This window comes from Enterococcus sp. C63, assembly GCF_040887215.1.
Classification (GTDB): Bacteria; Bacillota; Bacilli; order Lactobacillales; family Enterococcaceae; genus Enterococcus_B; species Enterococcus_B hirae.
Genome location: NZ_JBFOFI010000006.1, coordinates 167,329 through 187,777 on the forward strand (window position 1 = coordinate 167,329; position 20,449 = coordinate 187,777).

Below are 20,449 nucleotides of genomic sequence, written 5' to 3' on the forward strand. Positions count from 1 at the left end.
TGAGAGAATGTTAAAAGAAGAAATCCAAGATTATTTAGAAAATCAAACGGCATTTATCGATTTAGCACAATTAAGTGATGTTTTTACAGCGAAATATTTAGCAGCATACTTTAAAGTGAAACGTAATACGGTCAGTCATTATCTTAATCAATTAAATGAAGCTGGCATTTTGGTTAAGATCAATTCTCGTCCGGTCTATTACTTTCATAAAATGGCTTTTGAACAGCAATTTTTTGCTTTAAGTAAAACGTATTATGCCTCAACTGAAGAAATTAGGGCTGAACAGCCTATTTTTTCAAGAAGTAAAGATCTTTTTTCTTTAGTGATCGGTCACGAAGCAAGCTTGAAAGAAAGCATTGAACAAATCAAAACAGCTCTTTTTTATCCAGATGGTGGGCTACCTGTGCTATTAACTGGAGAAAGTGGTACAGGGAAAAGCTTCTTAGTCAATATCGTTTATCAATACTGTTTAGAACATGATCTCTTACCAGAAAATGCGCCTTTCGTGACGTTAAATTGTGCCCAATATGCCGACAATCCAGAATTGTTGACGAGTAATTTATTTGGACATGTCAGTGGAGCATACACCGGTGCGACACAAGATAAGGTTGGCGCTTTTGAGGCAGCCGATGGGGGATTATTATTTTTAGATGAAGTTCATCGACTTAGCCCTGAAGGACAAGAAAAATTGTTTACGTATCTGGATCAAGGGATTATTTATCGAATGGGAGAAACGAATCAGGGGAAAAAAGTCGATGTTCGGCTCTTCTTTGCTACGACTGAAGAAGTCACCAAACATTTTCTGCCCACTTTTATGCGTCGGATTCCTTTTAAGATTGATCTGCCTTCTTTACGTGCTCGTGGAAAAGAAGAACGATTGGAGCTGATTTATTCTTTTTTCTTAAATGAACAAAGAAAAATCGAGCGACCAATGAAAGTGAGTGGTCAAGTGCTGTCATTATTGACGAACCAAAGTTTTTCGGGAAACATCGGTGAATTGAAAAATAGCGTAAAAGTAGCTGTAGCCAAAGCATTCGCTGAACAAAAAGAGGAAGAGAGCCTATCGATCAAACTCCAACATTTACAAAGATATCTTTTGAAGGTTCCCCATCAAGACAGTCCAGCCCAATCAGCTGTGTGGATCACTGAGAAAAAAGAATTAGCTCATTTGGTTGAAAAAAGACAACCAGAACAGGAGCGAATGATCCGCTGCTTTGAACAACTATTATTGACCTTTAAGAAAAATGGCGCAACAGTAAGTAACTGTGAGGAAAAATTAAAAGAAGAAGTCGTTTATTTATTTGATTTTTTACTCTTTGAAACGAGTCGCCAAGAAAAACATGAACTACTAGTCTACTGGTTGCACTCCATTCGAGAAACGCTAAAACAAATGGAAAGTGCCTATCAGATCAAGTTTGATGGTAACAGCGTCTATGCGCTAAGTTATTATCTCTATCAAAGAAGCACAGTAAAGTGGTTACCAGAAGATGGAGAAATCGAACAATTGATCAAGGAACTAGACCGCCAGTTAGAACTAATGTATCCAGCAAACTATCACTACGCCCATCGGATCTTGGAATTGACACAAGCTAAGTTAGATTTAGAAGTTACTTTATTAGATCATATTTTATTAACGATCTATTTGAGACGGACGAAATGGACAAAAGAACAAAGTGTGCCTAAAGCAATCATTGCTGCTCATGGTTATGCTACCGCTAGTAGTATGGCAAACGTCGCTAATCGACTGTTGGGAAATGATCTGTTTGAATCCTTTGATATGCCCTTAGATGTGACACCCCAACAAATTGCGGATGAAATGATCGATTACAGTAATCGTCATGATATCTCTAATGGACTGATTATTTTAGTTGATATGGGCTCGCTAAAAGAAATCCATCAACTATTCAAAGATCAGGTCTTTGCCCCAATCGTTATTTTGAATAATGTGACAACACCATTAGTTATCAGTATTGGAGAAAAAATGCAAAAAATGACTGATCTGGAAGAAATAGTCAAGGAAGCGGTGGCCTCCTTGGAAGCAGAGTGGACGATCATTTACCCTCAAAAAAATAAACAAAAAGCATTACTGATCACTTGCATGACGGGGATCGGAACGGCTGTCCATATGAGTGAACTACTTGAAAAAAGTTTACCAGCAAACAGCGCACTTAAAATCATCCCTTATGAATACCAAGTATTAACACAAAGAAAATTAACGGAATCGGTTTTTTCGATGTACGATGTGATTGGCATCATTGGGACAACGAATCCTCAAATCGACACGATGCCATATCTTTCGTTAGAGTCATTGATTTCAGGAGAGAAAATGGATGAACTTGTTCAATGGCTGGCTCCTATTTTTTCATTGAAAGAACAAGCTAACTTTGATCAGCAATTTGTCCGAAATTTTTCATTAGAAAAAGTACTGGAGTCGGTGACGATCCTTGATACAGAAAAAGTGATGACAGAAATCGAGTTGTTTATGCGTGAATTGGAGATGCGTTTTGATAAGAACATCACGACGCCACAAAAGATCGCCCTTTTTGTCCATGTCAGTTGTTTGATCGAGCGATTGATCAGGCAGATCCCGATTGAAAGTTACCATGGTCAAGAACAGTTGTTACAGTGTCAAAAAGAAACCTTGGATCGAATCAAAGAAGCATTTAGTGTCATCGAAGAACATTATAGTGTCACGATCCCACCATCAGAAGTCGCTTATATTTATGATATTCTCGAAAATGTAGAGGATAAAATAGGCTCAGAAGAAGAATTTTAATCGTAAGCAAGATACCGCCACTATGTTGGCACGTATCTTGCTTTATTTGTAGTGAGAGTAAGAAAGAGGTGGAAACATGGAAAGAACAATTATTCTAGCCTCCCATGGACGTTTTGCTTCAGGGATTTTAGATTCTTTGGAACTTATTTTTGGTAAAACGCATTCGATCCTAGCGTTAGATTGCTATGGAACTGAAACGTTTGATTTAGCAAAATCAGTGCAGCAATTGATCAACGATCATCAAGGGCAAGAGTTGATTATCATCACTGACTTATTTGGTGGCAGTGTAAACAATGAATTTTTGCAGTACATTAACCGACCGAATATCTACTTGATTGCTGGTTTGAATCTGCCATTGTTGATTGAGATTGCCACAAAAATTGAGACAGCTGATTCAATCGTTGAATTGATCCATCAGGTATTGAATGATTCAAAAGAAATGATCCAATTTTGTAATGAAAGTATCGAAAAAAAAATGGAAGAAGAAGAATTTTAGGAGGGATTGGAAATGATTATTTTAACAAGAGTCGATCATCGTTTATTGCATGGTCAAGTCGCTTTTTCTTGGACACAATCAATTGGGGCAGATTGTATTTTGATCGCAAATGATGATGTGCCAAACAATGAAATACGCAAAACAACCATTAAGCTGGCAAAGCCACAAGGAGTGAAACTAGTGATCAAATCGATTGAAGATTCGATCGCTGCATTACAAAGTGGCGTAACGGATAAATATAAACTATTTATCGTAGTAGAGTCTGTGAAAGATGCGTATCAATTAGCAAAAGCTTGTCCACAGATCAAGCAAATCAATTTAGGTGGGATTAAAGCAAAGGAAGGAACGCGGAGTCTAGGTAAAGCGGTCAACGTATTACCTGAAGAAGAAAAATTGTTGGAACAAATGATCGCTGATGGGATAGAAGTAGAAATTCGTCAAGTACCAGCAGATAAAAAAATAGCAGCAAAGGAAGTCTTATGAGAAAGGAAGAATAAAAGATGATCCTACAAGCAATTCTTTTAGGTCTGGTTGCCTTTATTGCGCAATCAGAGTATGCGTTAGGAACTTCCCTGCTTTCTCGTCCGATCGTAACGGGATTATTTACAGGGATTGTTTTGGGAGATGTAAAAACAGGTATTATTATGGGAGCAACTTTGGAATTAGCTTTTATTGGTTCATTTTCAGTTGGAGCATCGATTCCACCAGACGTTGTGACCGGTGGAATCTTAGGAACTGCATTTGCCATTACTGCAGGAGCAGGAACAGAAACAGCATTACTATTAGGTTTACCAATTGCGACACTTACCCTTATTTTAAAAAATGTTTATTTAGGACTATTGATTCCGATCATGAACCACAGAGCAGATCGTTATGCGGAGGATGGGAATTATAAAGGGGTCGAACACATGCACTTACTAGCTGGTTTCGGCTTGTCATTGATGCTTGGTCTGGTAGTCATGATTTCTTATTTAGTCGGAAGTCAAACGATCGGGAATCTCTTAGCGAAAATACCAGATTTTGTGCAAAACGGCTTGACCGTTGCAACTGGGTTGATTCCAGCACTTGGATTTGCCATGCTGGCACGTTTATTGATCAATAAAAAAGTAGCACCTTATTTCTTTTTAGGCTTTGCTGTAGCAGCTTACTTAGAGATTCCAGTAACAGGTATTGCCATCTTTGGGGCGATCTTAGCCGTCATTGTCGTCAATATCATGAACGTACGTCAAGTATCCGTTCAAACTTCAGCAGGGGAGGTAGAAGAGGATGAAGACTTCTAATCAAGAAGAACACAAAGTGACCAAAAAAGAATTGAATCAGGTCTTTTGGCGCTCATTTCAAATGGAATTTTCATGGAACTATGAAAGACAGATGAATATGGCCTATGTCTTTGCCATCATTCCCATCTTGAAAAAGCTCTATCATACTAAAGAAGAAATGTCAGCAGCGCTTAAACGACACTTAGAATTTTTTAACACGACACCACATATCGTGACCCTGATCTTAGGGATCAATGCAGCGATGGAAGAAGAAAATAAAAATGACCCAGAGTTTGATGTAACAGCTATCGATAGTATCAAGACCTCACTAATGGGTCCTTTAGCAGGGTTAGGCGATTCATTCTTTTGGGGAACGTTGCGTTTGATTGCGACGGGTGTTGGGACTTCGCTAGCACTACAAGGAAATATCTTAGGACCAATTTTATTCCTTTTGATTTTCAATATCCCTCATGTTTTGTTTCGTTACTTGGCAACAAGTTGGGGCTATCGACTAGGTACTGGATTTTTAAAGAAAATCCAAGCAAACGGAATGATGGAAAGTTTGACGTTAGGTGCTTCAATCATTGGATTGATGGTAGTTGGCGGGATGACTGCGACGATGATCGATATCAATATTCTTTTGAAAATCGGAACAGGTGAAAATGCCGTCACGATCCAAAGTATTTTTGATGATATCGTTCCTCATATTTTAAGTTTAGGTGCCTTTGGAGCAGTCTTTTATTTATTGAAAAAAGAAGTCAAACCATTGATGATTTTGATTGGATTAGCTATTTTTGGGATTGCTGGTTCATGGATTGGTATCTTTTAGAAAAGGAGAGAACAAGATGGTCACAATGCTTGATTATATTCATGAAGAAAAAACAGCTTTATCAGCGATTCTTGAAAAGAATGATTCGTCACTTCATGTGTCTTATCAAAACATGCAACACGTTCTGATTCTGGCGACAGGTTCTTCGTATAATGCTTGTCTTGCTGCAAAGCCGGCACTAGAAAGCTATGGAGATATCACTGTGGATATCCAAGAACCTTATCATTTTAATCATTATGGGAAATTGTCAGAAGAAGTTGACACAGTCATCGCTGTTTCTCAAAGTGGGAAAAGTGCTTCGACAGTCGATGCCATTCGAAAGATCCGATCATCAAAACGACGGACGATCGCTTTAACTGGAGATGATCAAAGTCCGATCACCAAAGAAGTGGATCAAGTGATTGACTTGAATATGGGCGTGGAAAAAGTGGGGTTTGTTACCAAGGGCTATTCAGCAACCGTTCTTCAGTTGATTCTCTTAGGTCTAGCGATTGGAACCAGTAAAGACAGAATAACAGCAGCGCAAAAAGAAGAAAAACTAGTTCAACTAAGAGAAATCGTGATGAAAATTCCTCAGATCATTGCGCAAACAGAACAATTTTTTGAAAAAAATGAAGCACTCTTTCGTGTAGCAAAACGATTTATTGCGATCGGGTATGGACCGAATTGGGGAACAGCGAAAGAGTTTGAAACCAAGTTTACGGAAACTGTTCGGGAACCTTCCCAAGGCTTTGAATTAGAGGCATACATGCACGGTCCGTATTTAGAAGCCAATCCTGGTCACATCCTATTCTTCCTGGAAACCAACAGTGATAGTCAAAAACGTTCCCAGCGATTAGCACAATACATGAAACAATATGTTGGACAGGTCATTGTTGTAACGACTGAAGGAGAAACTGCTGAGAATCAGCTTAGTCTGGGAATCACTAGCGAAGAAGATCTTTCTGTTTTAGCTTTAGTTGTACCGATCCAAGTTTTGGCTTATAAAATTGCGACTATCAAAGGGATCGATTTAGGTCAAAGAATTTTTGATGATTTTGATGAAGTATTAAAAAGTAAAATTTAAGAGGTGGAGACTATGTTAAAATTCAATGAACAAAAACAAATCGAGGATATCAATGGGGCGCTAGCTTTACGTCCGCAAGTGGAACAAATCATTGACGGATTGGGAGAGGGATTCGATGCAATTTATTATTTAGGAATCGGCGGAACCTACGCGTCAGCGATGCAAGCTGTGACTTATATGAACGGTAAAAGTAACCTGCCTGTTTATGTCCAACATGCAGCAGAATATTACACAACTGGCAACAAACGCCTAACAGAAAAATCAATTGTTGTCTTGTCTTCAGTTACTGGTACCACGCAAGAAGTCGTGCAAGCGGTCAAAGAAATCAAAACAGTGGGTGCGACACTGATCGGGTTTATTGATACAAAAGAGAGTATTCTCGCTGAACTTTGTGACCATACGATCACTTATCCTGCACCTGGAACCGAACAAATCAAATTCTTTATGGTCGCAGATCGTTTGATGTATAATCATGGCGAATTTGAAGACTACGAAACCTATTATCAACAATTAGAAGAGCACTTAGCAGTTGGCTTAGCCGAAGCCGAAAAACAAGCAGATGCTTTTGGATTAGCGTTTGCTGAAAAACATCGTCATGATTCGATGCACTATTTTATCGGTGCTGGGAACCAATGGGGCGCTGTCTATTCTTATGCGATGTGTTATTGGGAAGAGCAAAGTTGGTTGCCTTCTAAATCGATCCACGCTGCTGAATTTTTACATGGTACGCTAGAAGTGATTGAAGAAACGACACCAGTGACGTTGTTCTTAGGAGAAGATGAACAACGTGTACTTGCAGAAAGAGTCGCAAACCTATTACCAAAAATCTGTGCAAATTATACATTGATTGATACAAAAGACTATCCAATTGAAGGAATTGACGAAAGTTATCGTGGACGTGTCCTTTCTTATTTGCTGATGCATGCGGTGACGCAACGAATCGATGCGCATATCGAGCAATTAAATTGTCACCCCTTAGAAATCAGAAGATATTACCGTCAATTTGAGTATTAAGCGACACATTCAGTTCTAAGAGGAACGATTTCGTAAAACAATAAAATAAAACATACCAATATGAATCGTCTGTCAGTGAAATAAACGGTTCATGCTGGTATGTTTTTTTGTTATGACATGGATCAAGTGAGCGATTTGATCCGTGTATTGATATGTTGATAGAAGAATTTTTATGAATTGTTTGATAAGTCAGTTAAGAGATTACGAGGTTGGATATTCGCATCAATCACATTGTAAAAGGCATTTGAAGTATCATTCACATCCCAAACGGCTAAGATGACATGATAACCGAGATGATCACCTGGAATAGTGATCGTGTGTGTTAGATTTGTGTCGGCATCTTTCCCGTGACCGTCTACCTCACCTATAAATTGAAATTCATCGCGGGATAATGGTTTGTTTGGATTCCAATTATTTTTCGTGATATAGTAATGCCATTTAGCTGTTTTATGCGCGGCAGTATAAGACCAAGTGAATTTCGTTGGACCAGTTGAAAGGTTTTGTTTTGTCCAAATAGTAGCAGTTTGTTTGTCTAATTCAAATCCTTTGGCACCATTTGCGGAAGCAATTTTTCCATCTGCAGGTCCACCATTTGGGAATCCTTTAGGTGCTTCTAGTGATTGTGGCTCAGTAATTATTTCACCGTATTTTTCAAGAGCTGCATGCCAATTCTGCCTACTGTCTAATTCTCCTTGATAGGCACGACTGATAGGTTTCTCCACATAACCGTGAGCATCCACATTAACTGTCGATAAGGCAGTTAAACCAGTTGTTGCTAAAACGAGACCTAATCCTACGACTAAACTTTTTTTCATCTTGATTCCCTCCATCAATTGCTTATTATGTGAAATAAATTTTTTCACAAAAATAGTATAAAACGATAGGAGAAGAGGGTTAAATATTGTTTGTTATTGCAACAAAAAAAGTATGGTTCCTAAAAAAGTAAACTCAGTTCGATATCATGAAAAAGCATTCGATAAAAGATAACTTCTTTCTGATACGCTCTTATTATTGATGAGTGGCAAAAGTGAAACGAAAAAGATCCCACGATGTTGAGCCTAGCAATACTAGAACTACCCATCGTGGGAAAGAATGAGCAAATGTTTTCAATAAACAGTAAAGAAAATGAAGAATGATTGATTGTTCAGTTAAAGAGAATCACATGGATTCATTTAAGGATTCATTTAAATCATTTAAGATACTACGAGGTTGGATATTCGCATCAATGACATTGTAGAAGGCATTTGATGTATCACTTACATCCCAAACTGCTAAAATCACATGATACCCTATCCGGTCATTTGGGATCGTAATGGTGTGAGTTGGACTCGTGCTAGCTTGCGCACCTTTTCCTTGGACTTCGCCGATCAATTGAAGTTCATTGCGAGAAAGTGGTTTATTCTGATTCCAACCTGGTTTAGTGATATAGTAATGCCATTTACTAGTTGGGTGTGATTGCGTATACTTCCAAGTGAATTTTGTCGCTCCCCCTGTTAAATTTTGTTTCGTCCATAGACTAGAAGTTTGCTTATCTAATTCAAATCCTCTTGCACCATTTGCAGAAGCGATTTTTCCATCTGCTGGTCCACCTTTAGGGAATCCCTGAGGAGCTTCTAGTGATTGTGGTTCATTAATGATCGGACCATATTTTTGAACTGCGAAATCATAGCCAATGTTTTCTTTATCCAATTGACCTTGATAGGCACGGCTAATTGGCGAGATAACATAACCATGTGCTGAAACATTGACGGAAGATAATGTTGTCAATCCTGTCGTTGCTAAAACCAAACCTAACCCTAATAAAGAACTTTTTTTCATATTATAACTTTCCTCCAAATAATTTTTATGAAAAGATTTTCTTTTCATGGATTTAGTATAACGGGGAGAACAATAAGCTTAGATTGTTTGTCTAGCATTACAACAAAAATAACATCTTCCGGTTCGTAATTGTTAATTAGCTTTGTTTTGTAAACTGCTTTCAATCAATGAATTTTTGAGATTACTAAAATATTCTTTAGCATTAGTCAAATCTAACCACTCAAAAAAACGAAGACCCTTTTCGATTTCCGGGATGGCTGAATGATCGCCATCTGCTAATCGATCCAAAGCCGCAAATAATTTATACTGGGCAAGATCAATTGACTGTTTGTGATTTTGCGTTAATCTTTTCAGTTCGCATAGAAAAAGTTTTCTAAGAATCGCAGAATGACGGTTAAATGAGAGGCGTAAACCATTTAGAATAAAATTAGAGAAAAGTTCTGAATAGTAGGTAGCGTCTATGTACGTTTTCATTTTTGATACACTGGTTTGAAAGAGATGGATGATGTATTGATCATCAAAAATAAACAAACAGTTTGAAAAAATCGTTAGTTCAAAATGTCCCCAGGTTTCAATTTTTTCAAGATAATTTTTGATCACAAAAATTTCTTCTTCTATTTTCAAAGTGGTATCAGTATGGTCGTAGAGGTAGTTCATAATCAATTTTCGTTGGGCATAAATCAAACGATAGTAGATGCTGCCTGTTTTTTCGTATTCGTTTAGTAGTTCTAATTCTTGTTCGTGAGTGATTTTTTTGGATGAGATGAGATAGTTGGTTAATTTTTGTTTATTCGTAAGTGAATTGCTATTAAGAAGAAATTGATACTCTTCTAAAGTAATGTTCATTCGTTCAAGGTAGTTAACTAATAGTTCAAAACTGATCTTTGTTCCTCTTGATTCAAACGCAGCAAGGGTTCCTCGTTGTGAGATACCTCGTGTCAACTGTTCTTGTGTTAAGCCACGTTCTTTTCTTAACTTACGAATCAGAGACGAATGGTTAGTCATGTTTTTATCCTCCTAGTGTTTTTTTATATATATTGTAGATGTTTTTTTAAATATATCACAAATGTAATAAAATTTAAATAAAGCGTCATTTTTGCGCGCTTTTAAAGAAAAAGTGCGTAATCGATTATTTGGGTGTTGCAATACTATGCAAATAATTGTAATCGTTTTAATTGGTGGTGTAATATGTTATGTAATAAAGAATAATGGAGGCGGTTTGATGAAGAAAAAACTAGTATTATTTTCTGTAGGCGTGTTTAGTGCAATAGTAAGTGGAGGTACGACGGTTTTTGCAGCTGATGCAGCAGACACGATGCCTGACCTCACGAATAAACAAATTGCAGTCGGATACTATCATAACTGGCAAGCGGAACAAGGCGCAGGCTATCAAGGAGGTCGTCCAGCCGACATTGATTTGGCCAAAATAAATCCTTTTTACAATGTAGTGACGGTTTCGTTTATGAAAGGAGAAGGGATTCCTACTTTTAAACCTTATAATATGACGGATCAGGCCTTTCGTGAAAAAGTAGCAACATTGAATGCGCAAGGGCGAGCAGTCATTATTTCTCTAGGAGGAGCAGATTCACATATTGAATTACATCGTGGCCAGGAACAAGCTTTTGCGAATGAAATCATTCGGTTAGTAGAAGTATATGGCTTTGATGGATTAGATATTGATTTGGAACAAACTGCGGTGGCTGCTGGGGATAATCAAACAGTCATTCCGGCGGCATTAAAAATCGTTCGTGAGCATTACAAGAAAGAAAACAAACATTTTATTATCTCAATGGCGCCTGAATTTCCATACTTAAGAACAAATGGGGCATATGTACCATACATTACAGCTTTACAAAATGAATATGACTTTATTGCCCCTCAATTGTATAATCAAGCAGGCGATGGGATCAGTGTTGGGACGGAATGGATTGCCCAAAACAATGACAATAAAAAGTATGAATTTTTGTACGGGATTTCAAAATCATTTAATGAAGGAAGCGGTGGCTTTATCCAAATTCCTGCAAGTAAACTAGCATTAGGGATCCCAGCTAACGAAGATGCCGCAGCGAATGGCTATGTTAAAGATCCTTCAAAGGTCTATCAAGTGTTTGAACAAATGACAAAAGATCAAACGCCATTAAAAGGAATCATGACATGGAGTGTCAATTGGGACGAGGGCAGAAATAAAGCTGGGATTGCCTATAATCAGTCGTTTGCGAATGCTTATCAAGGATTGTTCAAAGAGCAAGTACCAGATACTGAGAAACCTTCTAAACCAGAAAATTTAAAAGGAACTTCAACGCAATCAAGCATTTCATTAAGCTGGTCAGCTTCTACTGATAATGTGCGTGTTTCTCATTATAATATTTATCAAAACAAACAACTCATTGGCACTAGTAACATAACCAATTATACGGTGAGCAATTTATCCCCAGACACAACCTATTCATTTACGGTTGAAGCAGTCGATACATCAGGAAATCGCTCAACATCGTCTGATGTATTAACGATCAGAACACAAGCTGGTTCACAATTACCAGCCCCTTCGATGCCAACTGGTCTAGTAGTAAAAGGTGTATCGCAAAACTCTGTGACACTCGGTTGGTCTGCAAATGATCCGAAAGAAGAGGTCATCGGCTATGAAATCTATCGAAATGGCGTTCTATTAACAACCTCGATGACACCAGATTTTATAGACAAGGGATTAATGTCTGATACGACATACACTTATCAAATCGCAGCAGTCAATTCTTCTGGTATTTCTAAGAAAAGTCAACAAGTGACAGCGAAAACGACAGCAGATAATCAAGCAGAAGAATGGAAAATTGGGAAATTATATAATATTGGTGATATTGTGACCTATAAAGGAAATCTTTACCGTTGTCGTAACATCCACATGGGACAAATCGGTTGGGAACCTGATGTGGCTTTAGCATTATGGCTGAAGATCAGTTAATAAAGTTAACAAAATAAAAAAAGAGTCAGAGTGCAGTATGTCAGGGCTATTACAATGAGGATGTAATGAGGACATACACATATAAAGCGCACTCTGATTTTTTTACATAAAATTGTCAGAATCAAAATATAAGATAAGCCACGCAACCATTTTACATGCTCTGATCTAAATAGTTATTTTCAGTTGTTCAGGATGAGAGAATAAACAAAAGAAGAAAACACACAGTTCAATCTGAATTGTGGTGTTTTCTTCTTTTATCATTTAGTAACGATCGTACAAAAGTGATGGGACAAACGATGCAACCCATATCGCTGGAATAAAAATAACTGAAACATTAATTAAAATGGCGGTGTAACAGACCACATATTCTAGCCCCCCTTTCTAGTTGATTCAATGATTATTTATACGATAATTATAACGCTTTGAATGACATAAAATTAAAATGTATCTTAATACAACAATGTCAAGTGTTAAACAAACTGTTAAAACGGGAAAAATAGTTTTCAACATTTAGAGTATCTATACTATAATAGTTACTATCAACTATTTGGAGGAATATCAATGAAACAAAAAATTGCAGTTTTAGGCCCAGGCTCTTGGGGGACTGCTTTAGCGCAAACCTTAGCAGAAAACGGACATGATGTTCGTATTTGGGGAAATGTTCCTGAACAAATCGATGAAATTAATCAGTATCATACAAATAAACAATTTTTACCTAACCTAAAAATTTCCGAAACGATTATCGGTTATAAAGAATTAGCAGAAGCAGTGAAGGATGTCGATGCGGTTTTATTCGTTGTACCAACGAAAGCCATTCGTTCAGTTGCTCAAGAATTGATTGAGAAAATGAATACTAAACCAATCATCATTCATGCAAGTAAAGGGTTAGAGCAAGGAACACATAAACGCATTTCTGAAGTTATTGCTGAAGAGATTCCAGAGGAAAAAAGAAAGGCAATCGTCGTGCTTTCTGGACCAAGCCACGCGGAAGAAGTTGCTGTTCATGATATTACGACCATTACTGCTGCAAGCATTGATCAGCAAGCGGCAATCTATGTGCAAAATCTGTTCATGAATGATTATTTTAGAATTTATACGAATAATGATGTCATCGGAGTTGAAACGGGTGCGGCTTTAAAAAATATCATTGCTATCGGTGCTGGTGCCATCCATGGATTAGGTTTTGGTGATGATGCAAAAGCGGCGATCATGACTCGAGGATTAGCGGAGATTAGCCGTCTAGGAGTGGCAATGGGTGCCAATCCATTGACATTTATTGGCTTGAGTGGTGTAGGTGACTTGATCGTGACTTGTACAAGTGTTCATTCTCGTAACTGGCGAGCAGGAAATTTGCTTGGTCAAGGACATAAATTAGAAGAAGTACTTGAGAATATGGGAATGGTGGTTGAAGGAGTCTCTACCACTAAAGCTGCGGTTGAATTAGCGGAACAACTAGGGGTAGAGATGCCGATCACACAGACAATCTACAATGTATTATATAATGGAGAAGACATCAAACAAGCAGCCAAAGAAATCATGTTGCGAGATGGTAAAATAGAGAATGAATTTTCATTAAGCTAAGGGCTTATATTGAAATGAAAGGACGGGGTGTATGAAAGTTAAGAAAGCAATCATACCTGCAGGTGGTTTAGGCACGCGTTTTTTACCTGCGACAAAAGCAATGGCTAAAGAAATGCTTCCTATTGTTGACAAACCAACGATCCAATTCATTGTTGAAGAAGCGTTAAAATCTGGGATTGAAGATATTTTAATTGTTACTGGGAAAGAAAAACGTCCTATCGAAGATCATTTTGATGCTAACCTTGAATTGGAATTAAATCTGCGTGAGAAGGGAAAACTCGATTTATTAAGTACCATCAAGGAAACGGAAGCTGTTAATCTTCATTTTATCCGACAATCTTACCCTAAAGGATTAGGGCATGCAGTTCTTCAGGCCAAAGCATTTGTAGGAGATGAACCATTTGTTGTCATGTTAGGGGACGACTTGATGGTGGATCAAGTCCCTTTGACAAAACAGCTAATGATGGACTTCGAGGAAACTCATTCATCAACGATTGCAGTGATGGAAGTTTTGCCAGAAGATACAGGAAAATATGGAATCATTGATCCTGGAGAGGAAGAAAAAACTGGGTTATATCGAGTAAGAAAAATGGTAGAAAAACCTACTCCTCAAGAGGCGCCTAGTAACCTTGCCATTATTGGACGCTATTTATTAACACCAGACATTTTTCCAATACTCGAAACGCAAACACCAGGTGCGGGCAATGAAATCCAATTAACGGATGCGATTGATACATTAAATCGCCATCAAAAAGTCTATGCAAGAAATTTTAAAGGGAGACGATATGATGTTGGTGATAAATATGGTTACATGCGAACCAATATTGATTATGGGTTACAACATCCAGAAATCGGCGCTGCCCTTAAAGAGTATCTGATACAACTTAGTAAAGAGTTATAATTTCTAAACTAAGGTACTTTTACTTGGTCTTATCTAGTTTGTTGCTTAAATTTTAGTAAAATACTTTTTGTTAGCTATTAAAATAAACGTCATTTTTCTTATTATGTAGTAATATAAAAGAGTTATGGCAAAATTGACTTTTAAATACAGAAAAGGTGTGTAGCTTTGTATGGGAAAATTGATTACAATCGGTCAAACACTTCTTGATGGATTGAAATGGCTGATGGAAGGAAATAACTGGTTGTTTTTGACTCCATTGGTGCTAATTTGTGGATATGTTTTCATTCAAATGGCTAGAAAAAAAGAGAAATTATTGATTTTTATCTGGTATTTAGCAACAATTTCTATTTTAAGTGTTATGCTTGAACTTGCTTTAGGTGCGTGGGAAGCTATGATTTTTGCTTTGATATTTATCATAGGTTATTTCATCATCTTTATCCCTTATTTTTTTAGAGGCGTCCATATCGGCAAAAAAGGCAGACACACGGCTTCTCATCGCAGAACAAAACGATCAGATAAACGCTAAAAGCAGTGAGTTAAGAAAGTTGATCCATGTAGCTTGCAACTACGGTTATTGCTCGCTTGAGTTTTTCGTTAGAACAAAGCAACCGCTGATTAAATCCATTTTATTTGGATGAGCGGTTGCTTTTTTGTCTGGTTTTAGGGTCTGAGTATGCCATTTAAGGAATGGGAGTTAGCGAAAAGCAGTAGGGGAGAGTCATCTTGGTAGGCTAAACAAAAAAATGATCATGACATGTTTAATTGTGGATGGCAAATTTATTTATTTAAGTAGATATTGGCTGTTATCATTGACAAAAAATAAATCTAAAAACAAGAATCCTATCGTGATAGGATTCTTGTTCAGTTAAAAAAGTTGATTTATATGTCAAGAAAACAGACCATGGTTTTTTTATTTTTTCGGACTTGCACTTGTCTGATAGATTACTTAAAATGATTGAAGATAGAAACAGCAGAATAAAAAAAGGCTCCCTAATAGTTAGCGGCAACTAACTATCAGGGAATGACCAGTCACACGTATACACCCTGACCGATCATTTGCCATAGTCAATGCAAGGCATCGACCGTATTTATTGTACCTAATTTCTGGGGAGATTTCTACCCTTGTGTCGGTTTTTCGATGGTCGGTAGCTCGTTTATTTACTATGTCAAGGTATTGGGCAGTATGCTCAATGCCTTTTTTTATCTTTCATTTTCAAGCAAAAGGTTGATACGTCTTAATTGATTTCTTTTTTTATGTTTTAGCGCACTTGCTGTTTTTGTTGTGAAATTAAAGGTGGAGAAATAAATGAGTTTACGCTATTTTGATTATTATCAGCAACTAGAAAAGAAATTAAGAATCGAAGAACCCTTGATGGTTCAAGCTGCTTCTTTAATTGCTCGTCAAGTTTCATTAGGTGGACGTTTACAAATCTTTGCTAGTCGTACACTAAGCGGGATAGCATTTGAGTTTTGGGAGCATTTACCTGAAATGATACCGGGCAAGTTAATTGAAAATCCGGCAAATGGGATATATGAAACTTTGGAAGGAACAGGAAAAGCGATCATTGATCAGCTCTCTGTCAAACAAGCAGATATTTTTCTACTTCTTTCCAATGAAGGCAGGGATCCAAGTATTGTGGAGTTAGCTCAATGGATAAAGTCAAATGGTCATTTACTGATTATTGTTACTGGATTTGATCTCTCGCGAAGTATCAAATCACAACACAGTAATGGGTTGCGACTGTTTGAATTTGCTGACCTAGTATTGGATAACCATGCACAAATGAATGATACCGCTTTATCATTGTCAGAAGTTGAGCTTGCTCTTTGTGATAGTTCCTCTATCGCTACCATATTACTATTGCAGCAAACCCTATATTTTACAGTCTGCCAGCTGATTCGTTAGGGAACGTAAAAATAGAATGAATGGAAACATTGCCTTGAAGTAGATGAAAAAGGGACACCTTTGAATAAAACTAGGAACATTCGGCGATTTCTAAGTGTTAGTGTAAAAAGTAGAGCAAGGTAACCTCTTTTTTTCAATAGTTAAACAAGCAAAATATCACAAAGAAGAGACAAAAAAGAATTCACTTGAATTCTTTTTTGTCTCTTAATACACGTTGATGAAAGAGTCTTCCCCAAAACTCTTTACATTGCAATTATAGTACATTAGTTATGATTATTGCAATGAAGATTGTTTATAGATTAAAAAAAGTCTGAAGCAGCTATTTTTTCTAATAGACTATCTGTTTTTTTATTCGTTTTTTTTCGGATAAATAATGAATAAAAAATTCTATTTATATCGAATGTTGAAAAAATATACATATTTTAAAAATGATAAAATATAATTGGTTTTTCTTCATAAATAATAAAACAAGTAAAGATATCATATGAAACTAATTGATTATATCCTTGCATCACAAAATACAAGAGAATTATTTAACTTTTTTTGGTTGCTTTTAACAAAAATAAAAAAGATTGCTTTAATAGATAATTAATGTGTTTAGCGTTTTTTTGCTGTATAATCTAATCTGATATTGATTGTTTTATTCATAAAAATTTAAAGATAGAAAGGAAGACTTCATAGTGAAGAAGCAAGTGTCTTCGGGGAAATCCAAACGGGATCTCACAAAAATGACGACACCCCATACTTATGTCATCATTTTTGGAGTGGTCATCCTTGCTTGGTTGCTGACATTTATTGTACCAGCAGGAAAATTTAGTACACAAGATATCGAATACCAAGATGCAAATGGAGAAACAAGTACGCGAACTGTATTACGCCAAGATTCATTTCGTTATGCTTATGCCTTGGATCGCTCCTATGTATTTGATCAATTAGAGAAGTTACAAAATGATCCGACGGAAAGAGAGAAATTAAAAGTCCCTGAAAAAGGGTTAGAAGAAGTGATTTCTGAAGGTGAAAAGAAATTAACGCAAGAAAAGTTAGATGAAATCTCTTTAACAGATGATGTACTTTATGACCAATTTGGCGAACGCATTTATGATACTTCAAAAAAACTCCATAAAACGGCTCGAGTATGGGGGACCGATGATTTTGGTGGTTTCGGATTTTTGAATTTTGTCTTTGAAGGGTTAGTTTCAGGAGACAAGTATGGATCGGCTGTCGGAATCGCTGCACTTATTTTAGTTGTTGGTGGTGCTTTTGGAATTATCATGCGCACCGGGGCAATTGATGCAGGGATCTATGCTTTCATCAGTAAGACAAGGGGACTGGAGCGTTTAGCCTTACCGCTATTATTTTTTGCTTTTTCATTCGGTGGCGCGACATTCGGCATGGCAGAGGAAGTCATTCCTTTTTCTATGGTGATGGTCCCATTTGTGATAGCTCTTGGTTATGACTCGATCGTTGCAGTAACAGTCACGTATGTCGCCTCTCAAGTCGGAAATGCGACTTCCTGGATGAGTCCGTTTAGTGTAGCAGTTGCTCAAGGGATCGCTGGCATTCCAGTGTTATCGGGTGCGACGTTCCGATTGATCATGTGGGTCGTTATCACAGCGTTATCTGCTGGCTATTTGATGATTTATGGGGAGAAAATCCGTAAAAACCCTGAAAGCTCATTGACGTATAAATCAGATGATTATTTCAGAAGTCATTTGAAAAAAACAACCGACGAGAAAAAAGCGTTTATGTTGGGACACAAATTGATTTTAATTGAAATGCTCATCGTATTGGTTTGGATCGTTTGGGGTGTTACGCAAGAAGGGTATTATATCCCAGAAATTGCTTCACAATTTTTTGTTATGGGATTAGTCGCAGGGATCATTGCAGTAATCTTCAAATTGGATGGCATGCGGATCAATGATATTGCCTCTTCTTTCCAATCGGGTGCTGCTGATCTAGCTGGAACAGCAATCGTTGTAGGGATGGCAAAAGGGATCTTATTAGTATTAGGTGGCTCAGATGCTTCTGTTCCTTCTGCTTTAAACACCATTTTACATGGCATCGGTACAGCTTTAGCAGGAGTACCAGCGGCTATCGGAGCGTGGGCAATGTATATTTTCCAAAGCCTGTTTAATTTAGTCGTGACATCCAATTCTGGTCAAGCGGCGTTAACGATGCCAATCATGGCACCACTTGCTGACTTAGTAGGGGTCTCTCGTCAAGTAGCTGTATTAGCTTATCAATTAGGCGCTGGATTTATGGATGCCTTTACCCCTGTATCAGCTAGTTTGATTGGTGTCTTAGGTGTTGCACGTATCGAGTGGGCAAAATGGGCAAGATTCCAAATCAAAATGCAAGGCTTCTTTTTTGTCCTAGGTACTATCTTTATCATGATTGCGATAGCAATCGGCTTACAATAGCGAAGCAATAAAGTTAAGGCTAGTGAAGAATCCACGAATCGTGTTTTTTCTGATGACAGAGGAACTAGATGCTTTTTCAAACTTACTAGCCAAAAAGTTGACTTATAGAAAGCAAGCCGAAGAGACTGAAAATAGTTTGTCTTATTTTCATTATTCTTCGGCTTTTTTATAATAAAAATAGTTACTTTTGAAACAAAGAAAATCAAAATATCGGTATCAGAAAGGATGAAGTCAAATGAAAATCATTCGTCAAATTGAGGTCTATGCACCAGATTATTTAGGGGTCATGGATGTATTGATTGCCGGAGATAAAATTATTGCGCTTGAAGAAGCGTTGACCGGTGGCTATGCTGAGTTAGAAGTGGAAGAAATTTCCGGTAGTGGGAAAGTGTTGACACCGGGCTTTATTGATTGCCATTTTCACCTTTTAGGTGGAGGTGGAGAGGGCGGTTTTCAAAATCGTACGCCAGAAGTAACTTTAAGTCAATTGACGACAGCGGGTGTAACAACAGTTGTTGGGTGTTTGGGAACAGATGGTGAAGGTCGTGACATGACTGCACTTATCAGTAAGGCAAAAGGCTTAGAAGCAGAAGGAATCTCAACTTACGTCTATGAAGGTTCTTATCGGTTACCACTCAAAACGGTTACGGATTCAATCATCAAAGATTTTTTGACAATTGATAAAATCATCGGAATTGGCGAAATTGCTGTTTCTGACCATCGATCATCTCAGCCTACATTTGAAGAATTTTCTCGAGCAACTGCTGATGCCCGAGTAGGAGGTATGTTGTCTGGTAAAGCTGGTATCGTCAATGTCCATTTAGGTGGAGGAAAACGTAAACTAGAGTTATTAACAAGGGTAGTTGAGGAAACCGAGATTCCGATTACGCAATTTTTACCTACCCATGCCAACCGCACGCCAGAACTTTTAACAGCTTGTATCGAGTTTGCGAAAAAAGGTGGGACAATTGACTTCACAGCGAGCGAAGATCCTGATTTTTGGGAACGAACAGATGGGGAAGTCCGCTTTAGTAAAGCTTTAAAACAGTTGATCGAAGCTGGCGTTTCCCTTGATCATTTTACAATGTCATCTGATGGACAAGGAAGTTTACCTTACTTTGATGAAAAAAATCACTTTCTTGGTATGGGTGTCGGAAGCGCAAAATCACTACTGGTAGGTATCAAAGAAGCGGTAGAAAAAGAAGAGATTCCACTTGAAGTAGCCTTGCGAGCAATCACAGTCAATCCCGCTCGTGTGTTAAAGCTGGAGCAAAAAGGAACAATCAAAGTAGGGAACGATGCTGATTTATGTATACTTGACAAAGAAACTTTAGCCATCGAAACAGTGATCGCCAAAGGACAAGTAATGGTTGAAAACAAAGAAGTTAAAGTGTGGGGAACCTTTGAAAAAACGATCTAAGAGCATA

17 protein-coding genes are annotated in these 20,449 nt (G+C 37.6%); 14 read left to right on the forward strand and 3 right to left on the reverse strand.

Annotated elements, in window-relative coordinates; translation table 11 throughout:
- Positions 1 to 7: 7 nt before the first annotated feature.
- The 7 genes from AB3H90_RS10360 (at position 8) to AB3H90_RS10390 (ending at position 7,440) form a co-directional block, all read left to right on the forward strand.
- The gene (locus AB3H90_RS10360) at positions 8 to 2,776 is read left to right on the forward strand and encodes a sigma 54-interacting transcriptional regulator (protein WP_088745473.1); all 2,769 of its coding nucleotides are present in this window, start codon (positions 8 to 10) and stop codon (positions 2,774 to 2,776) included.
- Positions 2,777 to 2,852: 76 nt separating this feature from the next.
- Complete coding sequence (locus AB3H90_RS10365; RefSeq protein ID WP_010720759.1) at positions 2,853 to 3,272, forward strand: PTS sugar transporter subunit IIA; 420 nt, start codon at positions 2,853 to 2,855, stop codon at positions 3,270 to 3,272.
- 12 nt (positions 3,273 to 3,284) lie between these two features.
- On the forward strand, positions 3,285 to 3,755 hold the full coding sequence (locus AB3H90_RS10370) for a PTS sugar transporter subunit IIB (protein WP_010720758.1): 471 nt from the start codon (positions 3,285 to 3,287) through the stop codon (positions 3,753 to 3,755).
- A 17-nt stretch (positions 3,756 to 3,772) separates the two neighbouring features.
- Positions 3,773 to 4,552, forward strand: a complete 780-nt coding sequence (locus AB3H90_RS10375; RefSeq protein WP_010720757.1) for a PTS mannose/fructose/sorbose/N-acetylgalactosamine transporter subunit IIC — start codon at positions 3,773 to 3,775, stop codon at positions 4,550 to 4,552.
- Positions 4,539 to 5,360, forward strand: coding sequence for a PTS system mannose/fructose/sorbose family transporter subunit IID (locus AB3H90_RS10380; protein WP_368016680.1), 822 nt, complete (start codon positions 4,539 to 4,541; stop codon positions 5,358 to 5,360). Before AB3H90_RS10375 ends, AB3H90_RS10380 begins: the two co-directional genes overlap by 14 nt.
- A gap of 16 nt (positions 5,361 to 5,376) precedes the next feature.
- Positions 5,377 to 6,426 carry an SIS domain-containing protein gene (locus tag AB3H90_RS10385; RefSeq protein WP_368016681.1) on the forward strand — a complete coding sequence of 350 codons (1,050 nt, stop codon included), beginning with the start codon at positions 5,377 to 5,379 and terminating at the stop codon, positions 6,424 to 6,426.
- Between the two features lie 12 nt (positions 6,427 to 6,438).
- Positions 6,439 to 7,440 (forward strand): SIS domain-containing protein, encoded by a 1,002-nt coding sequence (locus AB3H90_RS10390; RefSeq protein WP_368016682.1) that lies wholly within the window; start codon positions 6,439 to 6,441, stop codon positions 7,438 to 7,440.
- A 170-nt stretch (positions 7,441 to 7,610) separates the two neighbouring features.
- Here AB3H90_RS10390 and AB3H90_RS10395 read toward each other — a convergent pair whose 3' ends face one another.
- From AB3H90_RS10395 to AB3H90_RS10405, 3 genes are all read right to left on the reverse strand, one after another.
- Positions 7,611 to 8,255, reverse strand: a complete 645-nt coding sequence (locus AB3H90_RS10395) for a lytic polysaccharide monooxygenase (protein WP_368016683.1) — start codon at positions 8,253 to 8,255, stop codon at positions 7,611 to 7,613.
- Positions 8,256 to 8,598: 343 nt separating this feature from the next.
- A complete protein-coding gene (locus AB3H90_RS10400; RefSeq protein ID WP_096708774.1) occupies positions 8,599 to 9,258 on the reverse strand; it encodes a lytic polysaccharide monooxygenase in 660 nt (219 codons plus the stop codon).
- Between the two features lie 132 nt (positions 9,259 to 9,390).
- On the reverse strand, positions 9,391 to 10,263 hold the full coding sequence (locus tag AB3H90_RS10405) for a helix-turn-helix domain-containing protein (RefSeq protein WP_368016684.1): 873 nt from the start codon (positions 10,261 to 10,263) through the stop codon (positions 9,391 to 9,393).
- 217 nt (positions 10,264 to 10,480) lie between these two features.
- On the opposite strand from AB3H90_RS10405, the gene AB3H90_RS10410 reads away from it, so the two are divergent.
- From AB3H90_RS10410 to iadA, 7 genes are all read left to right on the forward strand, one after another.
- Positions 10,481 to 12,214, forward strand: a complete 1,734-nt coding sequence (locus AB3H90_RS10410; RefSeq protein ID WP_368016685.1) for a glycosyl hydrolase family 18 protein — start codon at positions 10,481 to 10,483, stop codon at positions 12,212 to 12,214.
- Positions 12,215 to 12,775: 561 nt separating this feature from the next.
- Positions 12,776 to 13,795 carry an NAD(P)H-dependent glycerol-3-phosphate dehydrogenase gene (locus AB3H90_RS10415; RefSeq protein ID WP_161651982.1) on the forward strand — a complete coding sequence of 340 codons (1,020 nt, stop codon included), beginning with the start codon at positions 12,776 to 12,778 and terminating at the stop codon, positions 13,793 to 13,795.
- A 31-nt stretch (positions 13,796 to 13,826) separates the two neighbouring features.
- Entirely contained in the window at positions 13,827 to 14,696 is an 870-nt protein-coding gene (gene galU, locus AB3H90_RS10420; protein ID WP_034700586.1) for a UTP--glucose-1-phosphate uridylyltransferase GalU, read from the forward strand.
- A 169-nt stretch (positions 14,697 to 14,865) separates the two neighbouring features.
- Entirely contained in the window at positions 14,866 to 15,222 is a 357-nt protein-coding gene (locus AB3H90_RS10425; RefSeq protein WP_010720747.1) for a hypothetical protein, read from the forward strand.
- A 780-nt stretch (positions 15,223 to 16,002) separates the two neighbouring features.
- On the forward strand, positions 16,003 to 16,602 hold the full coding sequence (locus AB3H90_RS10430; RefSeq protein ID WP_010737187.1) for an SIS domain-containing protein: 600 nt from the start codon (positions 16,003 to 16,005) through the stop codon (positions 16,600 to 16,602).
- Positions 16,603 to 17,282: 680 nt separating this feature from the next.
- Positions 17,283 to 19,022, forward strand: coding sequence for a putative basic amino acid antiporter YfcC (yfcC, locus tag AB3H90_RS10435; protein ID WP_367010554.1), 1,740 nt, complete (start codon positions 17,283 to 17,285; stop codon positions 19,020 to 19,022).
- A 235-nt stretch (positions 19,023 to 19,257) separates the two neighbouring features.
- Positions 19,258 to 20,442: a beta-aspartyl-peptidase gene (iadA, locus tag AB3H90_RS10440; protein ID WP_368016686.1), complete on the forward strand. Its 1,185-nt coding sequence runs from the start codon at positions 19,258 to 19,260 to the stop codon at positions 20,440 to 20,442.
- Positions 20,443 to 20,449 lie beyond the last annotated feature (7 nt).